18 protein-coding genes are annotated in these 22,441 nt (G+C 70.3%); 6 read left to right on the top strand and 12 right to left on the bottom strand.

Going from position 1 to position 22,441, the window contains the following annotated elements; translation table 11 throughout:
- Window positions 1–91: 91 nt before the first annotated feature.
- The 4 genes from IAE24_RS10690 to IAE24_RS10675 form a co-directional block, all read right to left on the bottom strand.
- Window positions 92–3,265 carry an efflux RND transporter permease subunit gene (locus IAE24_RS10690; RefSeq protein WP_199960527.1) on the bottom strand — a complete coding sequence of 1,058 codons (3,174 nt, stop codon included), beginning with the start codon at window positions 3,263–3,265 and terminating at the stop codon, window positions 92–94.
- Between the two features lie 23 nt (window positions 3,266–3,288).
- Window positions 3,289–4,665 carry an efflux RND transporter periplasmic adaptor subunit gene (locus IAE24_RS10685; protein WP_199960526.1) on the bottom strand — a complete coding sequence of 459 codons (1,377 nt, stop codon included), beginning with the start codon at window positions 4,663–4,665 and terminating at the stop codon, window positions 3,289–3,291.
- A 30-nt stretch (window positions 4,666–4,695) separates the two neighbouring features.
- Window positions 4,696–6,030 carry a TolC family protein gene (locus tag IAE24_RS10680; protein WP_198820077.1) on the bottom strand — a complete coding sequence of 445 codons (1,335 nt, stop codon included), beginning with the start codon at window positions 6,028–6,030 and terminating at the stop codon, window positions 4,696–4,698.
- 167 nt (window positions 6,031–6,197) lie between these two features.
- A complete protein-coding gene (locus IAE24_RS10675) occupies window positions 6,198–6,614 on the bottom strand; it encodes a hypothetical protein (protein WP_233626183.1) in 417 nt (138 codons plus the stop codon).
- A gap of 152 nt (window positions 6,615–6,766) precedes the next feature.
- Here IAE24_RS10675 and IAE24_RS10670 point away from each other — a divergent pair, with 152 nt between their 5' ends.
- From IAE24_RS10670 to IAE24_RS10660, 3 genes are read left to right on the top strand one after another with little or no spacing between them, the layout of a single operon-like run.
- Window positions 6,767–7,456 (top strand): heavy metal response regulator transcription factor, encoded by a 690-nt coding sequence (locus IAE24_RS10670; RefSeq protein ID WP_169807217.1) that lies wholly within the window; start codon window positions 6,767–6,769, stop codon window positions 7,454–7,456.
- Window positions 7,453–8,835 carry a heavy metal sensor histidine kinase gene (locus IAE24_RS10665; RefSeq protein WP_199960525.1) on the top strand — a complete coding sequence of 461 codons (1,383 nt, stop codon included), beginning with the start codon at window positions 7,453–7,455 and terminating at the stop codon, window positions 8,833–8,835. The genes IAE24_RS10670 and IAE24_RS10665 overlap by 4 nt, the downstream gene beginning before the upstream one ends.
- A gap of 35 nt (window positions 8,836–8,870) precedes the next feature.
- Window positions 8,871–9,299 carry a hypothetical protein gene (locus IAE24_RS10660; RefSeq protein ID WP_199960524.1) on the top strand — a complete coding sequence of 143 codons (429 nt, stop codon included), beginning with the start codon at window positions 8,871–8,873 and terminating at the stop codon, window positions 9,297–9,299.
- 7 nt (window positions 9,300–9,306) lie between these two features.
- Here the strand turns inward: IAE24_RS10660 and IAE24_RS10655 are convergent, their stop codons facing one another.
- The 6 genes from IAE24_RS10655 to IAE24_RS10630 are packed head-to-tail and all read right to left on the bottom strand — an operon-like array spanning window position 9,307 to window position 16,049.
- Window positions 9,307–9,744 carry a PaaI family thioesterase gene (locus tag IAE24_RS10655; protein ID WP_012203025.1) on the bottom strand — a complete coding sequence of 146 codons (438 nt, stop codon included), beginning with the start codon at window positions 9,742–9,744 and terminating at the stop codon, window positions 9,307–9,309.
- On the bottom strand, window positions 9,741–9,965 hold the full coding sequence (locus tag IAE24_RS10650; protein WP_012203026.1) for an acetyl-CoA carboxylase biotin carboxyl carrier protein subunit: 225 nt from the start codon (window positions 9,963–9,965) through the stop codon (window positions 9,741–9,743). Before IAE24_RS10650 ends, IAE24_RS10655 begins: the two co-directional genes overlap by 4 nt.
- A gap of 11 nt (window positions 9,966–9,976) precedes the next feature.
- Window positions 9,977–11,338 carry an acetyl-CoA carboxylase biotin carboxylase subunit gene (locus IAE24_RS10645; RefSeq protein WP_199960523.1) on the bottom strand — a complete coding sequence of 454 codons (1,362 nt, stop codon included), beginning with the start codon at window positions 11,336–11,338 and terminating at the stop codon, window positions 9,977–9,979.
- Window positions 11,335–13,443: an acetate--CoA ligase family protein gene (locus IAE24_RS10640; protein WP_199960522.1), complete on the bottom strand. Its 2,109-nt coding sequence runs from the start codon at window positions 13,441–13,443 to the stop codon at window positions 11,335–11,337. Before IAE24_RS10640 ends, IAE24_RS10645 begins: the two co-directional genes overlap by 4 nt.
- Window positions 13,444–13,453: 10 nt before the next feature.
- Window positions 13,454–14,473, bottom strand: a complete 1,020-nt coding sequence (locus tag IAE24_RS10635) for a tripartite tricarboxylate transporter substrate binding protein (protein ID WP_016451976.1) — start codon at window positions 14,471–14,473, stop codon at window positions 13,454–13,456.
- A 28-nt stretch (window positions 14,474–14,501) separates the two neighbouring features.
- Entirely contained in the window at window positions 14,502–16,049 is a 1,548-nt protein-coding gene (locus IAE24_RS10630) for an acyl-CoA carboxylase subunit beta (protein WP_199960521.1), read from the bottom strand.
- A 222-nt stretch (window positions 16,050–16,271) separates the two neighbouring features.
- On the opposite strand from IAE24_RS10630, the gene IAE24_RS10625 reads away from it, so the two are divergent.
- Window positions 16,272–17,954, top strand: coding sequence for a sigma-54 interaction domain-containing protein (locus IAE24_RS10625; RefSeq protein WP_199960520.1), 1,683 nt, complete (start codon window positions 16,272–16,274; stop codon window positions 17,952–17,954).
- A gap of 114 nt (window positions 17,955–18,068) precedes the next feature.
- On the top strand, window positions 18,069–19,070 hold the full coding sequence (locus tag IAE24_RS10620; protein WP_199960519.1) for an arsenic resistance protein: 1,002 nt from the start codon (window positions 18,069–18,071) through the stop codon (window positions 19,068–19,070).
- Here the strand turns inward: IAE24_RS10620 and IAE24_RS10615 are convergent.
- Both IAE24_RS10615 and IAE24_RS10610 read right to left on the bottom strand, forming a co-directional pair.
- Window positions 19,046–19,990 (bottom strand): siderophore ABC transporter substrate-binding protein, encoded by a 945-nt coding sequence (locus IAE24_RS10615; RefSeq protein WP_199960518.1) that lies wholly within the window; start codon window positions 19,988–19,990, stop codon window positions 19,046–19,048. The genes IAE24_RS10620 and IAE24_RS10615 overlap by 25 nt on opposite strands.
- A 121-nt stretch (window positions 19,991–20,111) precedes the next feature.
- Window positions 20,112–22,139 carry a ligand-gated channel protein gene (locus IAE24_RS10610; RefSeq protein WP_065347465.1) on the bottom strand — a complete coding sequence of 676 codons (2,028 nt, stop codon included), beginning with the start codon at window positions 22,137–22,139 and terminating at the stop codon, window positions 20,112–20,114.
- On the opposite strand from IAE24_RS10610, the gene IAE24_RS10605 reads away from it, so the two are divergent.
- Window positions 22,138–22,305 (top strand): hypothetical protein, encoded by a 168-nt coding sequence (locus tag IAE24_RS10605; protein WP_156815065.1) that lies wholly within the window; start codon window positions 22,138–22,140, stop codon window positions 22,303–22,305. The two genes, IAE24_RS10610 and IAE24_RS10605, sit on opposite strands and share 2 nt — an antisense overlap.
- Window positions 22,306–22,441 lie beyond the last annotated feature (136 nt).

Below are 22,441 nucleotides of genomic sequence, written 5' to 3'. Positions count from 1 at the left end.
CTGGTGCCGAGGCGGTCGGGCATGGAAAAAAGCCCCGCGCCGCCTGGCGGCCACAGGGCCTGCCAGGCGGCATGGGGGCGTGGGTGGCGTGCTACGCGGCTGGTGCCGATGCCGTGGGCACTGCGCCTGCGGCGTCCGCTTCCGACGGGTCGTTGCGGTGCACCAGACGGTACAGCAGCGGCAGCACCAGCAAGGTCAGCAGCGTGGACGACAGGATGCCGCCGATCACCACCGTGGCCAGCGGCCGCTGCACCTCGGCGCCCGTGCCCGTGGCAATGGCCATGGGAACGAAGCCCAGCGAGGCGACAAGGGCCGTCATCAGCACGGGGCGCAGCCGGGTGAGCGCGCCCTCGGTCACGGCGTCGGGCACGCTGGCGCCCTGTTCGCGCAACGTTCTGATCCAGGAGATCATGACCAGGCCGTTGAGCACGGCCACGCCCGACAGCGCGATGAAGCCCACCGCCGCCGAGATGGACAGCGGTATGTCGCGCAGCCACAGCGCCAGGATGCCGCCCGTGAGCGCGAACGGAATGCCCGTGAAGACCACCAGCCCGTCGCGCACATTGCCGAACATGGCGAACAGCAGCACGAAGACCATCAGCAAGGCCACGGGCACGACGATCTGCAGGCGGCGCGTGGCCGACTCCAGGTTCTCGAAGGTGCCGCCCCAGCGCGTCCAGTAGCCGGGCGGCAGCGACAGGCCTTGCAGCTTTTGCTGTGCCTCGCCCACGAAGGAGCCCATGTCGCGCCCGCGCACATTGGCGCTGACCACGATGCGTCGCTTGCCGTCTTCGCGGCTGACCTGGTTGGGGCCGGGCGCGGTCTCGAACGTGGCCACGGCCGACAGCGGCACGAAGCCGATGCGCCCGTCCGCCCCGCGCGGCAGGGCGATGGGCAGGCGGCTCAGGGCCTGCAGGTCGTTGCGCACGGCGTCCGGCAGGCGCACCTGGATGTCGAAGCGCCGATCGCCCTGGAATACCGTGCCGGCCTCGGTGCCGCCCATGGCGGTGCTGATGGCGTCCTGCACATCGCCCATGTTCAGGCCGTAGCGCGAGGCCTTTTCGCGGTCGATCTGCACGGTGAGCATGGGCAGGCCCGTGGTCTGCTCGACCTTGACCTCGGAGGCGCCCGAAATCTGCTGCAGCATGCCGGCCACGGTCTGGGCGCTTTTCTCCAGCACGGCCATGTCGTCGCCGAAGATCTTCACGGCCACGTCGCTGCGCACGCCCGAGATCAGCTCGTTGAAGCGCAGCTGGATCGGCTGGGAGAACTCGTAGTTGTTGCCCGGGATGCGGTCCACCGACGCCTGCACGGCGGCCAGCAGCTCATCGCGCGGGCGCGCCGGGTCGGGCCACTCGCTGCGCGGTTTGAGCATGATGTAGCCGTCCGAGATGTTGGGCGGCATGGGGTCGGAGGCGATCTCGGCCGTGCCGGTGCGCGCGAACACGCGGTCGATCTCGGGGAACTCCTTCTTGAGCGCCTTCTCGATCTGCATCTGCATTTCCAGCGACTGCGTAAGGCTGGTGCCGGGGATGCGCAGCGCCTGGATGGCGAAGTCCCCCTCGTTGAGGTTGGGCGCGAACTCGCTGCCCAGGCGCGTGGCCAGCAGCAGGCTCAGCGCCACGGCCACGGCGGCGGCCGTGAGCACCACGGCGGGCGCGGCCATGACGCGCGCCAGCACGGGCGCATAGCCGCGGCGCGCCCAGCCCATGAGGCGGTTTTCCTTCTCGGCCACCTTGTCGCCCATGAACAGCGCAATCGCCGCCGGGATGAAGGTGATGGACAGCAGCATGGCGCCGGCCAGCGCGATGACCACCGTCAGCGCCATGGGATGGAACATCTTCCCCTCCACGCCCGTGAGCGCGAAGATGGGCAGGTAGACCACCATGATGATGAGCTGGCCGAACAGCAGCGGGCGGCGCGCTTCCTTCGCGGCGGCGAAGACTTCATGGAAGCGTTCGCTGCGCGTCAGCGACCGTCCTCGCGCCTCCTGCGCATGCGCCAGGCGGCGCACGCAGTTCTCCACGATGACCACGGCGCCGTCGATGATGATGCCGAAGTCCAGCGCCCCCAGGCTCATGAGGTTGGCGCTGACCTTGTAGTGCACCATGCCCGTGAAGGTGAACAGCATGGACAGCGGGATGATCAACGCCGTGATCAGCGCCGCGCGCAGGTTGCCCAGGAACAGGAAGAGGATGACCACCACCAGGGCCGCGCCCTCCACCAGGTTCTTCTTGACCGTGGCGATGGCCTTGTCCACCAGGTTGGTGCGGTCGTAGACGGTGATGGCCTTGACGCCCGGGGGCAGGCCCCGGTTGATCTCGGCCATGCGCTGGTCCACGGCGCGCGAGACGGTGCGGCTGTTCTCGCCGATCAGCATGAACACCGTGCCCAGCACCACCTCGCGGCCGTTGTCGGTGGCCGCGCCCGTGCGCAGCTCCTGGCCCAGCCCCACCTCGGCCAGGTCGCGGATGCGGATGGGCTGGCCCTGGGCCGAGCCCACGATGACCTCGCGGATGTCGGCGATGCCGCCGACCTGGCCCGGCGCGCGGATCAGGTACTGCTCGCCCTGGCGCTCGATATAGCCCGCACCCACGTTGCTGTTGTTGCGCTGCAGGGCAGTGACGATGTCGGCCAGCGTGAAGCCGTAGGCCGCCAGCTTCTCGGGTGCGGGCGCCACCAGGTACTCCTTGGCGTAGCCGCCGATGGAGTTGATCTCGGTGACGCCGGGCACGTTGCGCAGCTGCGGCTTGATGACCCAGTCCTGGATCTCGCGCAGGTCCATGGGCGTGTAGGGCGTGCCGTCGGGCTTTTTCGCATCGTCCTCGGCCTCCACGGTCCACAGGTAGATCTCGCCCAGGCCCGTGGAGATGGGGCCCAGCGTGGGCGTGATGCCGGCAGGCAGGCTGTCGCGCGCCTGCTGTATGCGCTCGCCCACCAGCTGCCGCGCAAAGTAGATGTCCGTGCCGTCCTTGAACACCACGGTGACCTGGGACAGGCCGTAGCGCGACAGCGAGCGCGTCTGCTCCAGGTGGGGCAGGCCGGCCATCACCGTCTCTATGGGATAGGTGACGCGCTGCTCGGTCTCCAGCGGCGAGTAGCCGCTGGCCTGGGTGTTGATCTGCACCTGGACATTGGTGATGTCGGGCACGGCGTCGATCGGCAGGCGCTGGTAGTTATAGATGCCCAGGCCCGCCATGGCCAGCACGGCCAGCAGGACCAGCCAGCGCTGCTCTATGGCGAATCGGATGATGCGTTCAAACATGGAGTTCTCCGTTCATGCCCGCATCAATGGGAGTGCTCGGCCGTGGCCTTGCCCAGCTCGGCCTTGAGCATGAAGCTGCCCTCGGCCACGTAGGATTGGCCGGGTTTCAGGCCTTCCAGCACCTCGGTGGTCTTGCCGTCGGCGCGGCCCACGCGCACCGGCTGGGCGCGAAAGCCCCCCTGCACGGGCACGAAGACCACGGTCTGCTGCTCCATCTTCTGCAGTGCCTGCGTGGCCACGGCCAGCGGCGCCTGCCGGGACGATGCCGTCAGCTCCACGTTCACGAACAGGCCCGGGCGCCACACGCCGTCAGGGTTGGGCAGGGTGATGCGTGCGGGGGCCGTGCGCGTGTCCTGGCCGATCAGTGCGCCCACATAGGCCACCTCGCCCGTGGCCGAGGAGTCGAAGGCCGTGGCGCGCACCGTGGCCTTCTCGCCCACGCGCACGGCGGGCAGGTCGGGCGCGGCCACGCGCATCTCGGCCCAGACGCTGCGCAGGTCGGAGATGGTGAAGACCTGGGTGGTGTCCTGCACGGCCTCGCCCACGGACAGGTGCTTTTCCACGATCACGCCGTCAAACGGCGCGCGCAGCTCGAAGCGGTTGAGCCCGCCCGCACCACCGCCGGCACCGGCGCCCGTGGCGGCCAGCTTCTGCTGGGCGTTGGAGACGGCGATCTCGGCCTCGCGCAGCGCCTGGCGCGCCTGCAGGTAGTCCTGCTCGGCCGAGACCTTTTCCTCCCACAGCTGCTTTTCACGTGCGTAGGTGGTGCGGGCCAACTCCAGGCGCTTGCTGGCGGCCAGCAGTTCGCTGCGCTGCTCGGACACGGCGGCGCTGCTGAGCACGGCCAGCAACTGGCCCTTCTTCACGTTCTGGCCCAGGTTGGCGGGAACGCTCTCGGCAATGCCGGCCACGCGCGGCACGACGTGGGCCGTGCGGTCTTCGTTGAAGCGGATCTCCCCGGGCAGCTGCAGCACGGAGCGTACGGTGGCCGGACCGGCCTCGGCCAGGCGCACGCCGGCCACCTGCATGCGCTGGGCGTCCATGGCGATCAGGCCTTCGTCGTCGCCATGGCCGGCTTCTGCAGCCGGTTTGGCGGCAGGTTGGGCGGCAGGCTTGGCCTCGGCTTTTTCCGCCTTGGAGTCTTCATGGTGTTCATCGTCGGCATGGCCTTCATCGTGCTTGTGGCCATCGGCTGCGGCTGCGGCTGCGCCGTGGTGCTCGCCATCGGCATGGCCTGCGGCCTCGCTGTGCCCGTGGCCATGGCTGTCGGCCTTGGCAGCGCCCGGCGTGCCGCTGCGCAGGATCAGCGTGGCGGCCAGCGCGCCCAGGGCCAGGATGACGGCAATGGCCACAAGGGTGCGGCGCGGTCCGAGGGGGGAGGAGGAGGGCTTGGTGTTCATGGTCTGGATGCAATCAGGTTGCTATCGGAATCAGAGGCCGGATTCGGTGCCCAGCAGGCGGTCGATGTCGGCGGCGGCGCGGTGGGTGGCCAGCAGCTGGTCCAGGTACTGGCTGCGCGCCTCGGACCAGGTGCGTTGTGCGTCCAGCACGTCGAGGTAGCCGAACTTGCCCAGCGCAAACCCGCGCGAGGCCAGCTCGTAGGCCGTGCGCGCCGTGGGCAGAACCTCCTCGGCCAGCTGGCGCGCCTGCTCGCGGCTGGCCTGCAGCAGCTCGCGCGCCTCGAACAGCTGGGCCTGCAGCTGGACGCGCGTGGCCAGCAACTGCTCCTCGGCCTGGTCGGCCAGGCGCAGGGCCTGCAGCTGGTTGCCCCGGTTGCTGTCGAGCACGGGCAGGGGCACGGAGACGCCGACCACGAGCTGGTTGCGCCCGACCTCGGTGGCGCGCTTGACGCCCAGGCTGACGGTGGGATCGGGCAGGCGCCGCGCACGCTCCAGGTCGGCCGTGGCGCGGCTTTGCTCCAGCGCCTGGCGCGCACGCAGCACGGCGGGAGCCTGTTCGATGCGCTGCTGCAGGGCTGCCAGCTCAGGCAGCTGGGGCAGGGCGTCCACCGCGCCCTCGGCCTGGCCGAAGGGGCGCACTCGCTCGCCCCACAGCGCCTGCAGCTGGCCGCGCGCCACGCGCAGGCCCGAGCGGGCCTGGGCCTGCTCCAGGCGGGCGCCGGATTCGGCCACGCGGGCCCGGGTTTCCTCCAGCGGCGCCACCTTGCCGGCGGCCACGCGGCGGGCTGCGGCCTCGCGCGCGCTGCTGGCGATCTCCAGCGTCTGCCCGGCCAGGACCACGCGCTGCTGCGCAGCCAGCACGCCGAAGAAGGCCGTGCCCACGTCGGCGCGCAGCGCAGCCTCGGCCCCCGCCAGCTCGGCCTGCGCCAGGTCGCGTCCGCGCTCGGCCACGCGCATGCGGGCCTCGCGCTTGCCGCCCACTTCCAGGGTCTGGTTCAGTTGCACGGTCAGCGTGCGGGTGCTGCGGCGCGTGTCCTCCTGCGACCAGGCCAGCTCGGGGTTGGGCCGGGCACGGCTTTGCAGCACGGCGCCATCGCTGGCCTCCAGCGCACGGCGGGCCGCACGCAGGCCGGGGTTGCCGTCCAGCGCCAGGGCCAGGGCCTGCTGCAGGTCCAGCGGCGGGCCGGCCGGTGTGGACTCGGTAACAGCGGCTGCAGATGGCGCAGCCGCATCGGCAGGCTCGCCCGCCTGCACGGCGCCGCAAGCGGTCAGCACGGCCATCACCAGCAGGGCACGCGGCCCGGGCCAGGCGCTCCATGGTGCGTGGGAAGCCGTCCTCGACGGAAAGGACGAAGGGAAAGACATACACGGACTCCTTGCCCGCGCGCAGGTCAGGCCTGACCGTTCATCAGCCGGTCAGGCCGCTGCGGCGGGCGCGCACGGCCCATTGCCGCTGAGCGCGAGGGGATTTCAGGGGAATGCCGGTCCGGGGCAGAAACAGGGCCATGCCCGGCCGGCGGCTGCAGGGGGCGTCAGCCCTGCCAGCGGGGCCGATCGGGGCGCAGCAGCACGGCCGAGGCATGGCGGCGCAGCGGCTCGGCGAATGGCATGGGGGGAGGCGCCACCGGCGCGGCCTTGGCGTAGTGGGTGGCGACGGCCACCCAGGCATGGCACATGGAGCAATCGACGCTGAGCGACGACGGCTGGCCCTGGTCCGCCTTCTTTGCCGGTTGCCCCGGTTCGGCGCCAGCGCCCGGATCTGCGCTGGCATGGCGCTCGGCGCCCATGCCATGCAGGCTCACGCCGTGGACATGGTGGCCGAAGTGCCGGGTCTCATGCCCGTCGTGCCGGCACAGTGCAGCGGCCGCCATCCAGCTCCACTGGAACAGCAGCGCGATCACGAGAACGGCGAGGGCGGCGAGACGGGGCCGGGTCATGGAGGAGGGCATGGGGCAGGTGGGGATTGTCGTGCATGGCGTTTGCCCACAACCACGACTCCCCCAAGCCGGCGAGTCTAGGGCCGTGCGGCGACCTGTGGCTGTCGGGCACATGACAAATTTGTCATCTTGGCAAACCATGCCCTTCCCCGACAATGCTCGGCATGAAAGTCCTGGTCATCGAAGACGAAATCAAGCTGGCCGACTACCTCCGCAAGGGCCTGACCGAGGAGGGGTTCGTGGTCGATGTCGCGCACGACGGCATCGACGGCCTGCACCTGGCCACGGAGCTGGCCTACGACCTCATCGTGCTCGACGGCATGCTGCCCGGCATTGACGGCCTGGCCGTGCTGGCGGCGCTGCGCCAGTCGCGCCAGACGCCGGTGCTGATGCTGACGGCGCGCGGCCAGGTGGAGGACCGCGTGCGCGGCCTGCAGGGCGGCGCCGACGACTACCTGGTCAAGCCCTTTGCCTTCTCCGAGCTGGTGGCGCGCATGCATGTGCTGCTGCGCCGCAGTGTCGGCACGGCGCATCCGGCGGCCGAGGCCACCATGCTGCGCATGGCCGACCTGGAGCTGGACCTGATCCGCCGACGCGCCACGCGCGCCGGCCAGCGCCTGGACCTCACGGCCAAGGAATTCAACCTGCTGAGCCTGCTGCTGCGCCGCCAGGGCGAGGTGCTGTCGCGCACCGAGCTGGCCTCCCAGGTCTGGGACATGAACTTCGACAGCGAGACCAATGTGGTCGAGGTCGCCGTGCGCCGCCTGCGCCTGAAGCTGGACCAGCCCTTCGAGCAGCCGCTGCTGCACACGGTGCGCGGCATGGGCTATGTGCTGGAGTCGCGCGCACCGTGAACGCCAAGGTCCCCGCCGACATTCCCCACCTGGGCCGGCGCCTGTCGCGCTGGCTGGCGCTGCAGACCATGCTGGGCCTGGGCCTGGTGTGCGCGGCCGTCTACGGGGTGGCATCAATGACGCTGGAGCAGCACCAGCACGAGACGCTGGACCTCAAGCAGCAGGCCGTGCTGCACCTGATGACGGAAAGCCGCAGCGCCCACAACGAGGCCGGTCTGGCCCACATGCTGGACGACTTTCTCACGGGCCTGGACGAGATGTCGCTGCGCATCACCGACCTGCAGGGCCGCGTGATCTACGAGCGCCTGCGCATTCCCAAGACGCCGGGCCGCACGCTGCAGCGCAGCTTCGAGGTGGTGCTGGCCGACAGTGGCCAGCATGCACAGGCCCAGCTCACCCTGGACCGCGCCGACGATGACCGGCAGCTGTCCCTGCTGGCCTGGACGCTGGCCCTGGCCGCCGTGGGCGGCACGCTGCTGGTGTCGTTGACCGGCATCTGGCTGGTGCGCCTGGGCCTGGCGCCGCTGCGCGAACTGACCGAGCAGACGCGCAAGCTGTCCGCCCAGGACCTGCAGCGGCGCCTGGACGACAGCGGACAGCCGCAGGAGTTGCGCCCGCTGATCGCGCAATTCAACGCCTTGCTGGAGCGGCTGGCCGTGGCCTACCGGCAGATGGAGGCCTTCAACGCCGACGTGGCCCATGAGCTGAACACGCCGCTGACCACGCTGATCAGCAGCTGCGAGCTGGCCCTGCGCAAGCCGCGCAGCGAGGCCGAACTGCGCGAGGTGCTGGCTTCCAACCTGGAGGACCTGCGGCGCATGGCCGGCATCGTGGCCGACATGCTGTTTCTCTCGCAGGCCGACCGGGGCCAGGGCGCGCGCCTGGCGCCCTGGGCCAGCCTGGCCGCGCTGGCCCATGAGGTCATCGACTTCCACGAGGCCGCGCTGCAGGAGGCCGACCTGCAGGTCGTCGTCCAGGGCGACGCGGCCGCCGAGGTCGATGCGCGGCTGCTGCGCCGGGCGCTGTCCAACCTGCTGGGCAATGCCACACGCTATGCACAGCGCGGCTCCACCATCACCGTGCAGATAGGCGCTCGGCCCTGTGCCCACCACGGCGGCGCCGGTGACGTGGCGCTGGCGGTGCTCAACCGGGGCCCGACCATAGCTCCCGCCGACCTGCCGCGCCTGTTCGACCGCTTCTACCGGGCCGACGCCGCGCGCAGCCAGGCCGACCGCAACCATGGCCTGGGCCTGGCCATCGTGGCCGCCATCGCGCGCATGCACGGCGGGCGCTGCTTTGCCGAGTCCGAAGGCGGCTTCACGCGCATCGGCCTGGAACTGCCCGACAGCCCGAGCCCGCCGCGCGATTCCCCGGCCTGAACACAGGCACCGGAGCGGCGGCACAATGGCGCCCCATGACGCAAGACGCCCCCTCCTCCTACGCAACGCTGCTGGCCGAAGGCAATGCCCTGGTGGCCCAGGCACAGCGGGCCGCCACCCAGGATTTCGCCCAGGCCCGGGCGCTGTGGCAGCAGGCCGGCAAGCAGTTCTACCTGGCCCACAAGGCCGACCCCGACCAGGCCGAGGGCGCGTTTCGCCTGGCCCAGGCCTGGATGGCCGAAGCCCATGCGCTGCAAAAGGAAGAATCGCCAGACGCCGTGGTGATGTGGCGCAACGCCGCCGCGCAATGCGAGCTGGCGTTCGACCTGGAACCCGAAAACGCCCGCCTGGCCATGACGGCCGCCAGCTGCCACATGTTCGGCGGCCAGCATGACGCGGCCAAGGCGTGGCAGCAGATCGGCCAGCACCTGCTGCCGCCGGCGCCCGAAGGCGACGGCGCCTGAAGCCAGGCTACAGCGCGATCAGCTTGAACACGGCCCGCGCCGTGCACACGGCCTGGCCCGCGCTGTCCAGCACATTGCCCTCGCAGAACACGGTGCGCGCGCCTGCGCGCAGCACGCGGGCCTCGATCAGCAGGTCGGTGGTGGCCGAGGCGAGGAAATGCGTGCTCATCTCGATGGTCACCACGCCCAATCCCAGCGGGTTGGACGAGCGCGCGGCCGCGCTCAGCGTGAAGTCCAGCGCGCTCATCAGCGCGCCGCCATGGCCATGCCCCCGGCTGTTGGCCAGGTGCGGGCGCATGGGCAGCCGCGTGCGCGCCAGGCCGGGCGCCAGGCTCACGGGCTCCAGGCCGATATGGGACATGAAGGGCACGTCGATGCCGAAGTAGCCGCGCGCCAGCGCGGCGGCCTCCAGGTCCGGGGCGGTGGAGATTCCAACGGCGTTCATCCGATCTCCGCAATCGCCTGGCCTTCGGCCACCGGCTCGCCCACGGCCACGAGCATGCGGCGCACGACGCCTGCCACCTCGCTTTCCACGGGAATCTCCATCTTCATGGACTCCACGATGATGAGGGTGTCGCCCAGGGCGACGGTGCCGCCTTCGGCGGCTTCCACAGCGGCCACGAGGCCGGCGATGGGGCTTGTGATCATGTTCGGGGTGGTGGTCATGGGTAGGGCTTTCAAAGGTGGGCCAGCACGCGCTGGGCGATGCCGGTGTCGATGCGCAGGTCCAGGAAATCGGCGTGGCCCAGGATGCGTTCGATGAAGGGGATATTGGTCTTCACGCCCTCGATGCGGGTCTGCGCCAGTGCCTGGCGCAGCCGTGCGATGGCCTGGGCGCGGTCGCTGCCATGGGCCACGAGCTTGGCGACCATGGGGTCGTAGAAGGGCGTGACGCTGCAGCCCTGGGCATAGCCGGTCTCCACGCGCAGGCCTTCGCCCTGGGGCATCTCGAAGCGGTCCAGGCGCCCCGGCGAGGGCAGGAAGCGCACGGGGTCTTCGGCATAGATGCGCGCCTCGATGGCATGGCCGCGGGCCACGGGTTCGGCGGGCAGCACATCCCGCATGCGCTCGCCGGCGGCCAGGCGGATCTGGGCCTCGACGATGTCGATGCCCGTGATCTCCTCGGTCACCGCATGCTCGACCTGCAGCCGCGTGTTCATCTCCAGGAAGACAAAGCCGTGCTGCGGCGTGTAGAGCATCTCCACGGTGCCGATCACGTCATAGCCCGTGCGCGCCAGCAGGCCGGCCAGCAGTTGCCGCATGTCGGCCAGGGCCTGCGCGGGAATGCCTGCGGGGCGGGCCTCTTCCACCACCTTCTGGTGGCGGCGCTGCACCGAGCAGTCGCGCTCGAACAGCACGCGCACCTCGCCATGGCGGTCGGCCAGCACCTGGAACTCGATGTGGCGCGGCGCCTCGATCAGCTTTTCCAGGTACAGCTCGGCCGTGCCGAAGTACTTGGCGGCAATGCCGCTGGCCTTGGACCAGGCGGCCTCCAGCTGCGGTGCATCGTGCGCGGGCAGCATGCCGATGCCGCCGCCCCCGCCTGCGGGCTTGACCAGCACGGGAAAGCCGATGCGCGCCGCCTCCTCCTGCGCCTCCTGCACGCTGTGCAGCACGGCCGAGCTGGCCGCCTGCGGCATGCCCTGGGCGGCCATGAAGGCCCGCGCCTGGGTCTTGTGGCCCAGCGTGCGTATCCAGTGCGGCGAGGGGCCGATGAAGCACAGGCCCTGGCGCTGCACGGCCTCGGCGAACTCCGCGTTCTCGGAGAGAAAGCCGTAGCCCGGGTGCACGGCATCGGCCCCCGTCTCGCGCGCCACCTGCAGCAGCCGCGCCTGGTCCAGATAGCTTTGCGCGGCGGGCGCAGGGCCTATGCACACGGCCTGGTCGGCAGCGCGCACATAGGGCAGGCCGGCATCGGCTTCGGAGTACACGGCCACGGATTCAAGGCCCATGCGCCGCAGCGTGCGGATCACGCGCGCGGCCACGGCGCCCCGGTTGGCGACCAGCACGCGGCCGATGGGGTGCGGGGCGCCGCTCATGCCGCCTCCGTGGAGACAGCTGGCGCGGCGGCCACGGCCACCACCGCATCGACGATGACCGGCGCCTGCGCGCCGCGCGCCACGAGCACGGGATTGGCATCGACCGACTGCACGCGCCCGCCCTGGGCCAGCATCCAGTCGCCCAGCCGCACCATCATGGCGGCCACGGCCTCCAGCTCCACGGCCGGCATGCCGCGCACGGCCGCAAAGGCCGGGGCGATGGACAGGCGCGCAAGGGCATCCAGCGCCTGCCGCGCACTGAAGGGAGCCACGAGGAACTGCACGTCCCTGAGCGCCTCCACCAGCACGCCGCCCTGGCCGACCATGACCACCACGCCGAACTCGGCATCGACATGGGCACCCAGCGCCAGCTCGAAGTCGGCCCTGTGCTGGGCTCCCAGCAGCAGGCCGCCATCGGCCGCGCCCAGGCGGGCCAGCGTGGCGGCGAAGTCGCCAAAGGCCTGCAGCGCCTGCTCCGCCTCGCGGATGTTGAGCCGCACCAGGCCATGCTCGGACTTGTGCGAGATATCGGCGGACACGCCCTTGGCCACCAGGGGCCGGGGCAGGGACTCGATGGCGGCGCGCACCTCGTCCTCGCTCCTGCAGACCAGATGGCGCATCACCGGCAGGCCGGCGCGGGCGAGTTCGGACAGGCTGGAGGGCTCGTCCAGCGTGATGGAGCGGGAGGCCGCCACCGGCACCGATGCCTCGGCAGACGGCGCCTGTGCCTGCCTGCCGCCGGCCTGCTCGGCCAGCAGCGCCAGGCCGCGCATGGCGGCGCGTTCGCTCCAGAAGGTGGGCACGCCCTGGTCCTGGAAGGCCTGGGCCACCCAGTCCTGGTTGACGCTGACCGCAATGGGCACGCCGGTATCGCGCGCAAAGCGGCTGGCCTGGCCCGCGAAGTCGGCGAAGTCATAGCCCTCGCCGCCGATAGGGAAGCCCACGTGAACGAGGTCCGCCGCACCGCTGCCCGACAAGGCCCGCAGCGTGTCGCCAAAGGTCTGCGGCCTGCCCAGCAGGGCCGTGGTCATGTCGATGGGATTGCGCGCCGTGACATAGGACGGCAGGGCCTGGGACAGGCTGTCCAGCGTGGCGGCATCGAACGGCTCCAGGGCCAGACCGTATTCCTCGGCCGCGTCGGCCGACAGCACGCAGGTGGCGCCCGAATTGCTGATGCTGACCACGCGGCGACCGCGCGGCGCAGGCTGGGACAGGAACAGCGGCGCGTAGTCGATCAGCTCGCGGAAGTCGGCCAGGCGCGGTATGCCGTGCTGGCGCAGGAAGGCATCGGCCAGCGCGTCCTCGGCCGCCAGCGCGCCCGTGTGCGAGCTGGCCGTGGCCTGGCCTGCGCGCGTGCGGCCGGCCTTCACGGCCAGGATGGTGACGCCGCGCGCATGGGCAAGCCGCGCGGCCTCGGCCAGCCAGGCGCTTTGCCGCAGCGTCTCGATGTAGAGCACGACCAGGCGGATGCCTTCGTCCTCGACCACGGCGCGCACGGCTTCGGCCGCACAGACATCGGCCTCGTTGCCCGTGGACAGCATGTAGCGCACGCCGATGCCCGCGCGGCGCAGGCCGCCGTAGAGAATGGCCGCGCCCGCACCGCTCTGGCTGACGATGGCCACGGGGCCGTCGGCCGGCGCGTTCTCGTTGATCATGGTCGAGAAGTTGAGGATGGCGCCCGTGGCGAAGTTGGCCACGCCCTGGCAATTGGGGCCGAACAGGCGCAGCCCGCCGCCTGGCGCCCTGCGCGCCCGTGCCACCAGGTCGGCCTGCTGCCGGCGGCCCTCCTCGCCCAGCTCCGCAAAGCCGGACGAATAGATCACGGCCAGGCGCGCGCCCACGGCCACGCAGTCGTCGATGGCGGCGGCCACGTCCTCGCCGGGCAGGCTGATGACCACGGCATCGGGCGCCTCGGGCAGCGCGCGCAGCGAGGGGTAGGCAGCCATGCCCTGGACCTCGGCGCGCTTGGGATTGACGGGCAGGATGCGGCCTGTGAAACCATGGCGCCGCAGGTAGTCGATGGGCCGGCCACCGGCCTTGATGGGATTGTCGGAGGCGCCAAGGATGGCGACGGAGCGGGGGTTCAGTGCTTGCAACAGAGACATGCGTACCTCATCAATCCAGGGAAAGTGCTTCGCGCTGGATCACTTGCCCCCAGTCGGCCACTTCCTTGGCGATGCGCTGGCCGAACGGCGCGGGCGGCATCATCACGGGCTCGCCCTGACTGCTCAGCACGGCGCGGATGCGTGCGTCCTGCAGCACGCCCCTGGAGGCCTCGTAGAGCCGGTTGACGATGGCCGGCGGCGTGCCCGCAGGCGCCAGCAGGCCGGCCCAGAAGGTGACGTCGAAATCGGCATAGCCGGCCTCGGCCATGGTGGGCACCTCGGGCAGCTGCTGCATGCGCCGGGGCGCGGTGACGGCCAGCGCCACGAGCTTGCCGCTGGCGATGTGGGGCAGCGCGCTCCAGGTGTCGAACTGCGTGTCCAGCTCGCCGCTGAGCACGGCCATCTGGGCCTGCGATGCGCTCTTGTAGGGCACATGCGTGGTCTTCACGCCCGTGCGGTTGCTCCAGGCCGCATAGGCCAGGTGGGCGATGTTGCCGGGGCCGGCAGAGCCGTAGCTGAGCTTGTCGGGATGGCCCTTGGCGAAGGCGATCACATCCTTGGCCGAGCGGATCTGGTGCTTCTGCGCCCACTCGGGGTTGACGGTGAGGATGAAGGGCGCATCCAGCACCATGGTGATGGGCGCGAAGTCCTTGGCGCGGTAGGTGATCTTCTTGTAGATCTGGGGGTTGATGGTGATGCTGCTGGAGTTGGTGACCAGCAGGGTGTAGCCGTCGGGCGCGGCGCGCGCCACCTCGCCCACGCCGATGGCGCCGTTGGCGCCGGGCTTGTTCTCCACCACCACGGGCTGGCCCAGCGACTTGCTCAGCGGCTCGGACAGCGCACGTGCAATGGTGTCGGTGAACGAGCCTGCAGGAAAGCCGACCACGATGCGCACGGGGCGCGTGGGCCACTTGTCCTCCTGGGGGGCCTGGGCCTGGGCCGCCGTCGCGGCGCAGATGGTCAGGCACGGCGCCAGGCACAGGGCCAGGGCGGTGCGGCGCGAGGGCGCGCGCGGTTGTCTGGTTGCCATTGCTTTGTCTCCTTGGGTTTTTATGCGTTCAGGGCCGCAGGCCGAACTGCGGCGCTCCGGCCTCGCGCAGCGGCGCGGCCAGTTCCACGAATTCGCTGAGCAGGGCGCGCGTGTCGCGCGGATCGATCACCTCGTCGATGCCGAAGGCCTCGGCCGTGCGGAAGGGCGAGGTCAGGCTGCGCACGCGCTGCTCGATCTCGGCGCGCTTTTGCACGGGGTCGTCGGCGCCTTCGATCTCGGCCTTGTAGGCCACCTCCAGCCCGCCCTCGATGGGCAGCGAGCCCCAGTTGGCCGAGGGCCAGGCATAGCGGAAGTTGAAGCGGCCCATGTGCTGGTGGCCGGCCGCCGCCACGCCGTAGGCGCGGCGGATGAGGATGCTGCACCAGGGCACGGTGGCCTGGTAGACGGCGGCCAGGGCGCGCACGCCGTAGCGCATGACGCCGGCCTTCTCGGCCTCCACGCCGATCTGGAAGCCCGCGATGTCCACCAGGTTGACCACGGGCAGGTGGAAGGTCTGGGCCATGTCCACGAAGCGCGTGAACTTCTCGGCCGAGGGGCCGTCCCAGCCGCCGCCGTAGAAGTACGGGTCGCTGGCCACCACGGCCACGGGCCAGCCGTCGACGCGTGCCAGCCCCGTGACGATGGCCCGGCCCCAGTGGCGGCCCGTCTCCAGGAAGGAACCCTCATCGACCAGGCATTCGACGATGGGCCGGATCTTGTAGACCTTGCGGCCATCACGCGGAATGGCCGACAGCAGCCATTCGTCGCGCCGCCGCGGATCGTCCTGCGGCGCGGTGCGCGCAGGCAGCTCGTACACCGACGATGGCAGGTAGGACAGGAAGCGGCGCACGCGCTCGAAGGCCTCCTGCTCGGTGGCCACCTCGTCATCGACCACGCCGTTGCGCGTGTGCACCTGGCTGCCGCCCAGCTCGTTCTTGGTCACGTTCTGGCCGATGCGCGCCACCACGGGCGGGCCGGCATTGAACAGCTGGGCGGTCTCCTTGACCATCACCGAGTAATGGCTGGAGGCCACGCGCGCCGCGCCCATGCCGGCCACCGAGCCCAGGGCCAGCGAGACCACGGGCACGGTGGACAGGTTCTGCACCACCTGGCTCCAGACCTTCATGGTGGGCACGCTGGTGTAGCCCTTGGTCTCGATGTTGCGTACCGAGCCGCCGCCGCCCGTGCCGTCCACCAGGCGCACCATGGGCAGGCGCAGGTCGTGCGCCATCTTCTCGGCAAAGATCAGCTTGTCGCCCACGGCGCCGTCGTTGGCTCCGCCGCGCACCGTGAAATCGTCGCCCACCACGACCACGGGCCGCCCGCCCACGCGCGCCCGGCCCATGATGAGGTTGGAGGGCGTGAAGTCCGTCAGCCGGCCCAGGCCGTCGTACTGGCCCGAGCCGGTGAGCGAGCCCACCTCCACGAAGGACTGCGCGTCCGTGCAGGCATCGATGCGCTCGCGCACCGTGAGCTTGCCGGCGGCCTTGTGCCGCGCCACCTTGTCCTCTCCGCCCAGTTTGGCCGCCAGTGCGCGGCGGTATGCGATCTCGTCCACTTCGGGTTGCCAGCTCATGTCGTCGTGTCTCCTTGTGCCTTTGGAGATGCACAAGGCGTGCCAGAACGCAGTGCGTTGAATTCAAAGGATTTTTTCCACAGTCGACCTTCACGTGTCCACATCAAGGACAACCTCGAAGACACGGGTTGGGCACTGTCTTTCATGGAGACACCACGGGGACAGACCCGTGGCCTGCGCGCCGCTAGAGTGCGTTCACCCCAGCCACTGCCCGCCATGCCCATGCCCAGCTCCCCCGACCACCGATTCGGCGTTCTCGTCTGGCGACGCGACTCGCCCGAGCCCGTGGCGCGGCTGGGCCTGGCGCAGGAGCTGCTGCTGCATGCGGCCGTTACCGAGGCCCTGGCCCGCGCGCACGGCGACGGGAACAACCCCATCGGTCATGGCCAGCTGCTGCACGTGGAAACACCGGGCCCGCGCGGCACGGTGGCCCGCCATGTGGCCGTGGTGCTGGCCGATGCCGAGGGCGAGGTCGCCCTGCTGCGCCCGGCCGACGAGGCGGCGGCGCTGTTCGACATGGTGGCCAGCGTGCCCTTCGCCTTCGCCATCCTCAACATGTTCCTGACCAACCCGTACCAGGCGATCACGGTGGCCGACCATGAAGGGCTGATGCGCTACATCAGCCCCGTGCACGAGAAGTTCTTCGGCCTGGCGCCCGGCACGGCCGCAGGCCGGCGCGCCGAGGACGTGATCCCCAACTCGCGTCTGCCCCACGTGGTGCGCAGCGGCCGGGCCGAGATCGGCGACCTGCAGCAGCTGGGGCCGGGCGTGAGCCGCATCGTCAACCGCATGCCGGTCTACGAGGGCGGCGCCGTGGTGGGCGCCGTGGGCCAGGTCAGCTTCAGCGGCGTGGAGGCGCTCAACCGCATGCAGCAGCGGCTGAACCAGCTGCATGACGAGGTGCAGCACTACAAGCGCGAACTGAGCCAGCTGCGCGGCGGCACGCCCACGGCGCAGATGGTGGGCGCCAGCGCCCCCATGCAAAGGCTGGCCCGCGAGATCGACGCCGTGGCGCGGCTGGACGTGCCCGTGCTCATCCTGGGCGAGAGCGGCAGCGGCAAGGAACTGGTGGCCCAGGCCCTGCATGCGCGCGGGCGCGATGCCGACGCGCCCCTGGTCAGCCTCAACCTCGCGGCGCTGCCGGCCACGCTGATCGAGTCCGAGCTGTTCGGCTACGAGGCCGGCGCCTTCACGGGCGGGCGCAGGCAGGGCCAGCCCGGCAAGCTGGAGCAGGCCGAGGGCGGCACGCTCTTCCTCGACGAAGTGGCCGACATTCCCATGGAAATCCAGGTCAAGCTGCTGCGCGTGCTGGAGGACCGCCAGGTGCAGCGCCTGGGCGCGCACAGCGGCCGGCAGGTGAACTTCCGCATCGTGGCCGCCACGCACCGCGACCTGCGCGGCCTCATCGACAGCGGCCGCTTCCGGCTGGACCTGTTCTACCGCCTCAGCGGCGTGGTGCTGCATGTGCCGGCACTGCGCCAGCGCCTGGAGGACATCCCGGCCCTGGTGCAGCGCTTTGCCCAGTCGTTCTGCGAGCGCAACGGCATTGCGCTGCCGCGCATCGCGCCCGGTGTCATGCCCTACCTGGCTCGCCAGGCCTGGCCCGGCAATGTGCGCCAGCTGCGCCAGCGCGTGGAAGAGGCCCTGGTGTTCTGCGACGGCCACCTGCTGGGCGTGGACAACTTCGCGCGCCACGAGGACCCGCTGGCCGGTGCACGGCCTTTGCCCGTTGCAGAGGCAGACATGCCCTCCACCGGCGCCGTGGCCCCGCTCAAGGACCAGGAGCGCAATGCCATCCTCGACGCCATCGCACGCTGCGGCGGCAACAAGAAGCTGGCCGCGCAGGAGCTGGGCATCTCGCGCTCCTACCTCTACAAGGTGCTGGGCGCGGCATCGCCCGGCTGAGCCTGTCGTGCCGAAGGCAGGGAATTCGAGACAGCGGCTGGCCGCGCCGTTGCCATACTAGGCACCCCGTACCCCCTGCCGTCCCTGCCGCCCCTGCCGCACCCGGCGCCCCGAATGCAAGACACCCGAGACGCGCTCGAACAGCGCCAGATCCCCATCTACTTCGCCGCCGTGGCCCTGGCCGCAGCCGCCGCCTGGGCGCTGCCCGGCACGGGCGTGCTGGAGCGTGCCATCAACCCCGCGCTGGCGCTGATGCTCTATGTGACCTTCTTGCAGGTACCCGTGGCCGAGCTGCGGCGTGCCTTTGGCCAGGTGCGCTTCCTGGCGGCGCTGATGGTGGCCAACTTCATCGTGGTGCCGCTGCTGGTCTGGGCGCTGCTGCAGTTCCTGCCCGCCGACCCCCTGCTGCGCCTGGGCGCGCTGCTGGTGCTGCTGGCGCCCTGCATCGACTACGTGGTCACCTTCTCCCACCTGGGGCGCGCCGATGCGCGCCTGCTGCTGGCGGCCACGCCGGCCCTGCTGATCGCGCAGATGCTGGCCCTGCCCGGCTACCTGGGCCTGTTCCTGGGAGACGATGCGGCGCGGCTGGTGCAGGCGGGGCCTTTCCTGCATGCGTTCGTGTGGCTGATCGCCGTGCCGCTGGCCCTGGCCGCTGCCACCCAGTTGTGGGCGGCCCGCAGCCGGCGCGGCGCCAGCGCCTCGGCATGGCTGGGCCTGCTGCCCGTGCCGGCCACCGCGCTGGTGCTGTTCGTGGTGATCGCCTCCGTGCTGCCCCAACTGGGCCCGGCCACGCACGCGGCCTGGAGCATGGTGCCCGTCTACACGGCCTTTGCGGTGGCAGCGCCCGCGCTGGGCTGGCTGGTGGCGCGTGTCTTCCGGCTTCCAGCGCCCGCAGGCCGAGCGGTCGCCTTCAGCGCGGGCACGCGCAATTCGCTGGTCGTGCTGCCGCTGGCCCTGGCCGTGCCTGGCGCCATTCCCGTGCTGCCGGCCGTCATCGTCACGCAGACGCTGGTGGAGCTGCTGGCCGAGCTGGCCTATGTGCGCGTGATTGCGCTGTGGGGCCGGGACCGGGAGCCGGCCCTGGCCCGCGGTCAACGCGATGACGCCGCGCCATAGGCCTGGCGCAGCTGCGCCATGTTGTCCAGCAGCGCTGTCGGCCCGGCGCTGCCCATCAGGTACCAGCCCTTGGGATCGAGGAAGACGACCTGCCCCTTGCGGCCGGCCGCCGTGGCGTGGATCCGCGCGTTGTCGAACACCTTGCGCGAAGCCATGATCTCGCCGCCGCCTGCCGCCTGGCCCGTGGCCGTGTTGCGGTCGATGACGTAGATCCACTCGGGGTCCAGCCGCGCCACATCATCGAAGCCGTAGGCGGTGCCGCGGGCTGGCAGTTGCGCAGCCGATAGCGCCGAGCGCGCGCCGAACACATCGAACAGAAAGCCGAAGCGCGATCCCGGCGCCTGCGGCAGGAGCTTGTCGTTCACGGCCATGAGCAGCAGGCCCGGCGCGGCCTGCGAGGCCTGGGCACGCAGGCCCTGCAGCTCGGCCTGGATGCGCTGCACCAGCGCACGGCCCTGCGCCTGGCGGCCGAACAGCAGCGCCAGCGTGGCGATGTTGCGTTCGATATCGGCCAGCATGTGCTTGCCGCTGACGCTCAGGTCCAGCGTGGGCGCGATGCGTCCCAGCACCTCGGCCTTGCCGGCCGAGCGCCCGCCCACGATGATCAGGTCGGGCGCCAGCCGGCTCAGCGCCTCGTAGTCGGGCTCGAACAGCCCGCCCGCCGCAGGCCGCTGCGCGAAGCTGTCCAGATACCGGGGCAGCTGCGCCCGGGGCACGCCTGCGACCGCCGACGCGGGCACGCCCAGCGCATGCAGTGCATCCAGCGCCCCCAGGTCATAAACCACCGCGCGCCGGGGTGCGCCGGGCAGGCTGGCCGCTCCCCCGGCATGCCGCACGGACAGCGGGGCCGCCATCGCAGTCCCCAGGAACAAGGCCGGCAAGGCCAGCGCCGCCGCGCGGCGCGTGATATCGAAGGTCATGGCAAAGAATCCCAGGAAAAAATGAATGGAGTTCCGGCCTCCGGAGGCGGGTGCCGCGCCGGGAAGCGGCGCGGCCTGATCCGCAGGCCACGGGCAGCGGCCGCCCTTGCGGCCGGGATGCCTAGAACTTCACGTTCATGCCGATCCAGTAGCGCCGGCCGTCCTGCACCGTGGCGTAGTCCTCGTAGTACACGTCCTTGTCGAACAGGTTGTAGATGCCTGCGTAGAAGGTCACGTCCTTGCTGTAGTTGTAGGAGCCGCCCATGTCGAACATGGCATAGCTGCCAGCCACCCAGGTGCGCGCCGAACGGCCGCCCGTGGGCTGGCTTTCCTTGCCCCGGTAGGACAGCTTGGCCCAGCCCGCCCATTGCTGCGAAGGCTTCCAGTTCAGCGCCAGGTTGAGCATGTGGCGCGGCAGCTGGCTCAGCGGCTGCCCCGCGAACTCGCCGCTCTTTTGCTCGGACTTGGTGAAGGTGTAGCTGCTGCTCAGGTCCAGCGTGCGCGCCAGCGGGGCCTTGAACGTGGCTTCGATGCCGCGCGTGATGGCCTTGTCGATATTGACGTTGGTGGTGGGCGTGTTGCCCGAGGAATTGGCAGGCCCGCACTCGGGGCAGGCGATGCGCGTGATCTTGTCGTTGAACTCGTTGTCGAACACCGTCAGGCCTGCCGACAGGCCGGCGCCGTTGTTGTAGAGCACGCCCAGTTCCTTGCTCAGCGAGGTTTCGGGCTTCAGGTCGGGGTTGCCGTAGATGTTGCCGCCGCGGCTGGACTGGCCCCAGTCGCCCAGGGTCTGGCGCAACGAGGGCGCGCGAAAGCCGGTGGACACGCCGCCCTTGACGGTCCATTGCGCGTCGAGGTTCCACACGCCATACAGGCGCGGGCTCCATTGCGACCCGCCCTTGCTGTCGTGGTCGTAGCGCAGGCCGCCGGTCAGGGCGAAGTTCTCGCGCAGGCGCCACTCGTCCTCGGCGAACCAGGCGTACTGCGTGCGATCGGCCGTGGTGCGCGCCGAGCCCGGCAGCGTATTGGTCGTCGTGTCGCGCAGGTCCTGCTGGTTGTAGTACACGCCCGTGGTCAGCAGGTGCTGGCGGCCCAGCGGCGCTACCCAGCTGCTGTTGAACACCGTGTTCCTGATGGTCATGTCGCGCGACAGGTTGCGCGTTTCCTCGCGCTGCAGATAGGTGTCGGAGGAAGCCCAGCCCCAGCGGCCCTTGTGCTGCAGCGAGTAGTTCTCGCGCTCGAACTTGCGGTCGCTGGGCGCGTCGGTGGGCAGCAGGGTCATGCCAGGCGACGAAACGAAGTGCTGGCGCGAAGTGCCGATCTCGGCGATCAGGTCGTGGTCCTTGCTGGGGGTCAGCGCCAGGCGCAGGTTCAGCGAACGGTTGTCGCTCTTGTTGTAGCCCTGGTAGATGCGGTCCTGGTCGCGCTTGCCGTAGTTGCCGTACAGGCTCAGGCCCAGCAGGTCGGTCTTGATCGGGCCTGACAGGTAGAAGTTGGTCTGGTAGGCATCGCCCGAGGTGGAGCGCTCCTGCAGCGTGGCGTCGGCGCGCACCGAGCCATGCCAGTTCTTCGCCACCTTGCGCGTGATGACGTTGATCACGCCGCCCATGGCGTCCGAGCCGTACAGCGAGGACATGGGGCCGCGCACCACCTCGATGCGCTCGATGGCCTCCAGCGGCGGAATCCAGCTCTGGTCCGTGCCGGTGCTGCCGTTGGTCTGGGTCTCGCGCGTGCTCATGCGCTTGCCGTCCACCAGGATCAGGGTGTAGTTGGCGCCCATGCCGCGCAACGAGATGTCGTTGGAGTTGTTGTCCGAGGGCGTGAGGATCACGCCGGGCACATCGCGCAGGGCATCGTGCAGGTTGCGGTAGGCGCCCTGCTCCAGTTCCTGGCGCGTGATCACCGAGATCGAGGCCGGCGCCTGGCTGATCTCCTGCTCGAAGCCGCTGGCCGTCACGACCAGGGTTTCCAGCGTCGCCCCGCCTGCTGCCTGGGCCAGCGCGCTGCCCGAGGCCAGCAGGCCCAGGCAGGCGCCCAGCGCGGTGCGGCGCAGGGGAACGGCGGTGGAAGGAAACGAAGCACGCAGGGAGGTGCAAAGGGCGGACAGGGCAAAGCCACGGCCCGCCGCGGGGGCTGTGCAGTTGTGCATGGGAAAGCTCGCAAGAAGAATCACGGACGGTCGAACGACCGGGGTGCGCATCCGCTCTGTTGTTTTTGATGAGTGCGAATCGTTCTTATTTTATTTTCCCGCCGACAACGGCCTGGCCGACGGCAGCGCAGCTGCTGTTTTTCTTTACAAGCGGGCCGATCTGTGAGCAATTCATTCAGGATGCTGAATGTTGCCTTGTTCATCAATGACATGCAGGGCCGCCAGTGCCCGGGCGCGTTCAGCGCCCGGCCCGATTCACGGCGTTCCGGCGAGCACGGCAGCTTTGTAAAGTTGGCCCGATG

It is taken from the genome of Delftia sp. S65 (genome assembly GCF_016516495.1).
Lineage (GTDB): Bacteria > Pseudomonadota > Gammaproteobacteria > Burkholderiales > Burkholderiaceae_C > Comamonas > Comamonas acidovorans.
This window is presented reverse-complemented; position numbering and strand designations above follow the sequence as displayed.

Bases quoted from the DNA above. Each gene is read 5' to 3' on its own strand.
- IAE24_RS10660 (WP_199960524.1), top strand. From the start codon at position 8,871: ATGACGCAAGACGCCCCCTCCTCCTACGCAACGCTGCTGGCCGAAGGC.
- IAE24_RS10605 (WP_156815065.1), top strand. From the start codon at position 22,138: ATGGGAAAGCTCGCAAGAAGAATCACGGACGGTCGAACGACCGGGGTG.
- IAE24_RS10635 (WP_016451976.1), bottom strand. From the start codon at position 14,473: ATGGCAACCAGACAACCGCGCGCGCCCTCGCGCCGCACCGCCCTGGCC.
- IAE24_RS10685 (WP_199960526.1), bottom strand. From the start codon at position 4,665: ATGAACACCAAGCCCTCCTCCTCCCCCCTCGGACCGCGCCGCACCCTT.
- IAE24_RS10690 (WP_199960527.1), bottom strand. From the start codon at position 3,265: ATGTTTGAACGCATCATCCGATTCGCCATAGAGCAGCGCTGGCTGGTC.
- IAE24_RS10630 (WP_199960521.1), bottom strand. From the start codon at position 16,049: ATGAGCTGGCAACCCGAAGTGGACGAGATCGCATACCGCCGCGCACTG.
- IAE24_RS10620 (WP_199960519.1), top strand. From the start codon at position 18,069: ATGCAAGACACCCGAGACGCGCTCGAACAGCGCCAGATCCCCATCTAC.
- IAE24_RS10670 (WP_169807217.1), top strand. From the start codon at position 6,767: ATGAAAGTCCTGGTCATCGAAGACGAAATCAAGCTGGCCGACTACCTC.
- IAE24_RS10610 (WP_065347465.1), bottom strand. From the start codon at position 22,139: ATGCACAACTGCACAGCCCCCGCGGCGGGCCGTGGCTTTGCCCTGTCC.
- IAE24_RS10675 (WP_233626183.1), bottom strand. From the start codon at position 6,614: ATGCCCTCCTCCATGACCCGGCCCCGTCTCGCCGCCCTCGCCGTTCTC.
- IAE24_RS10640 (WP_199960522.1), bottom strand. From the start codon at position 13,443: ATGTCTCTGTTGCAAGCACTGAACCCCCGCTCCGTCGCCATCCTTGGC.
- IAE24_RS10645 (WP_199960523.1), bottom strand. From the start codon at position 11,338: ATGAGCGGCGCCCCGCACCCCATCGGCCGCGTGCTGGTCGCCAACCGG.
- IAE24_RS10655 (WP_012203025.1), bottom strand. From the start codon at position 9,744: ATGAACGCCGTTGGAATCTCCACCGCCCCGGACCTGGAGGCCGCCGCG.
- IAE24_RS10615 (WP_199960518.1), bottom strand. From the start codon at position 19,990: ATGACCTTCGATATCACGCGCCGCGCGGCGGCGCTGGCCTTGCCGGCC.
- IAE24_RS10680 (WP_198820077.1), bottom strand. From the start codon at position 6,030: ATGTCTTTCCCTTCGTCCTTTCCGTCGAGGACGGCTTCCCACGCACCA.
- IAE24_RS10625 (WP_199960520.1), top strand. From the start codon at position 16,272: ATGCCCAGCTCCCCCGACCACCGATTCGGCGTTCTCGTCTGGCGACGC.
- IAE24_RS10650 (WP_012203026.1), bottom strand. From the start codon at position 9,965: ATGACCACCACCCCGAACATGATCACAAGCCCCATCGCCGGCCTCGTG.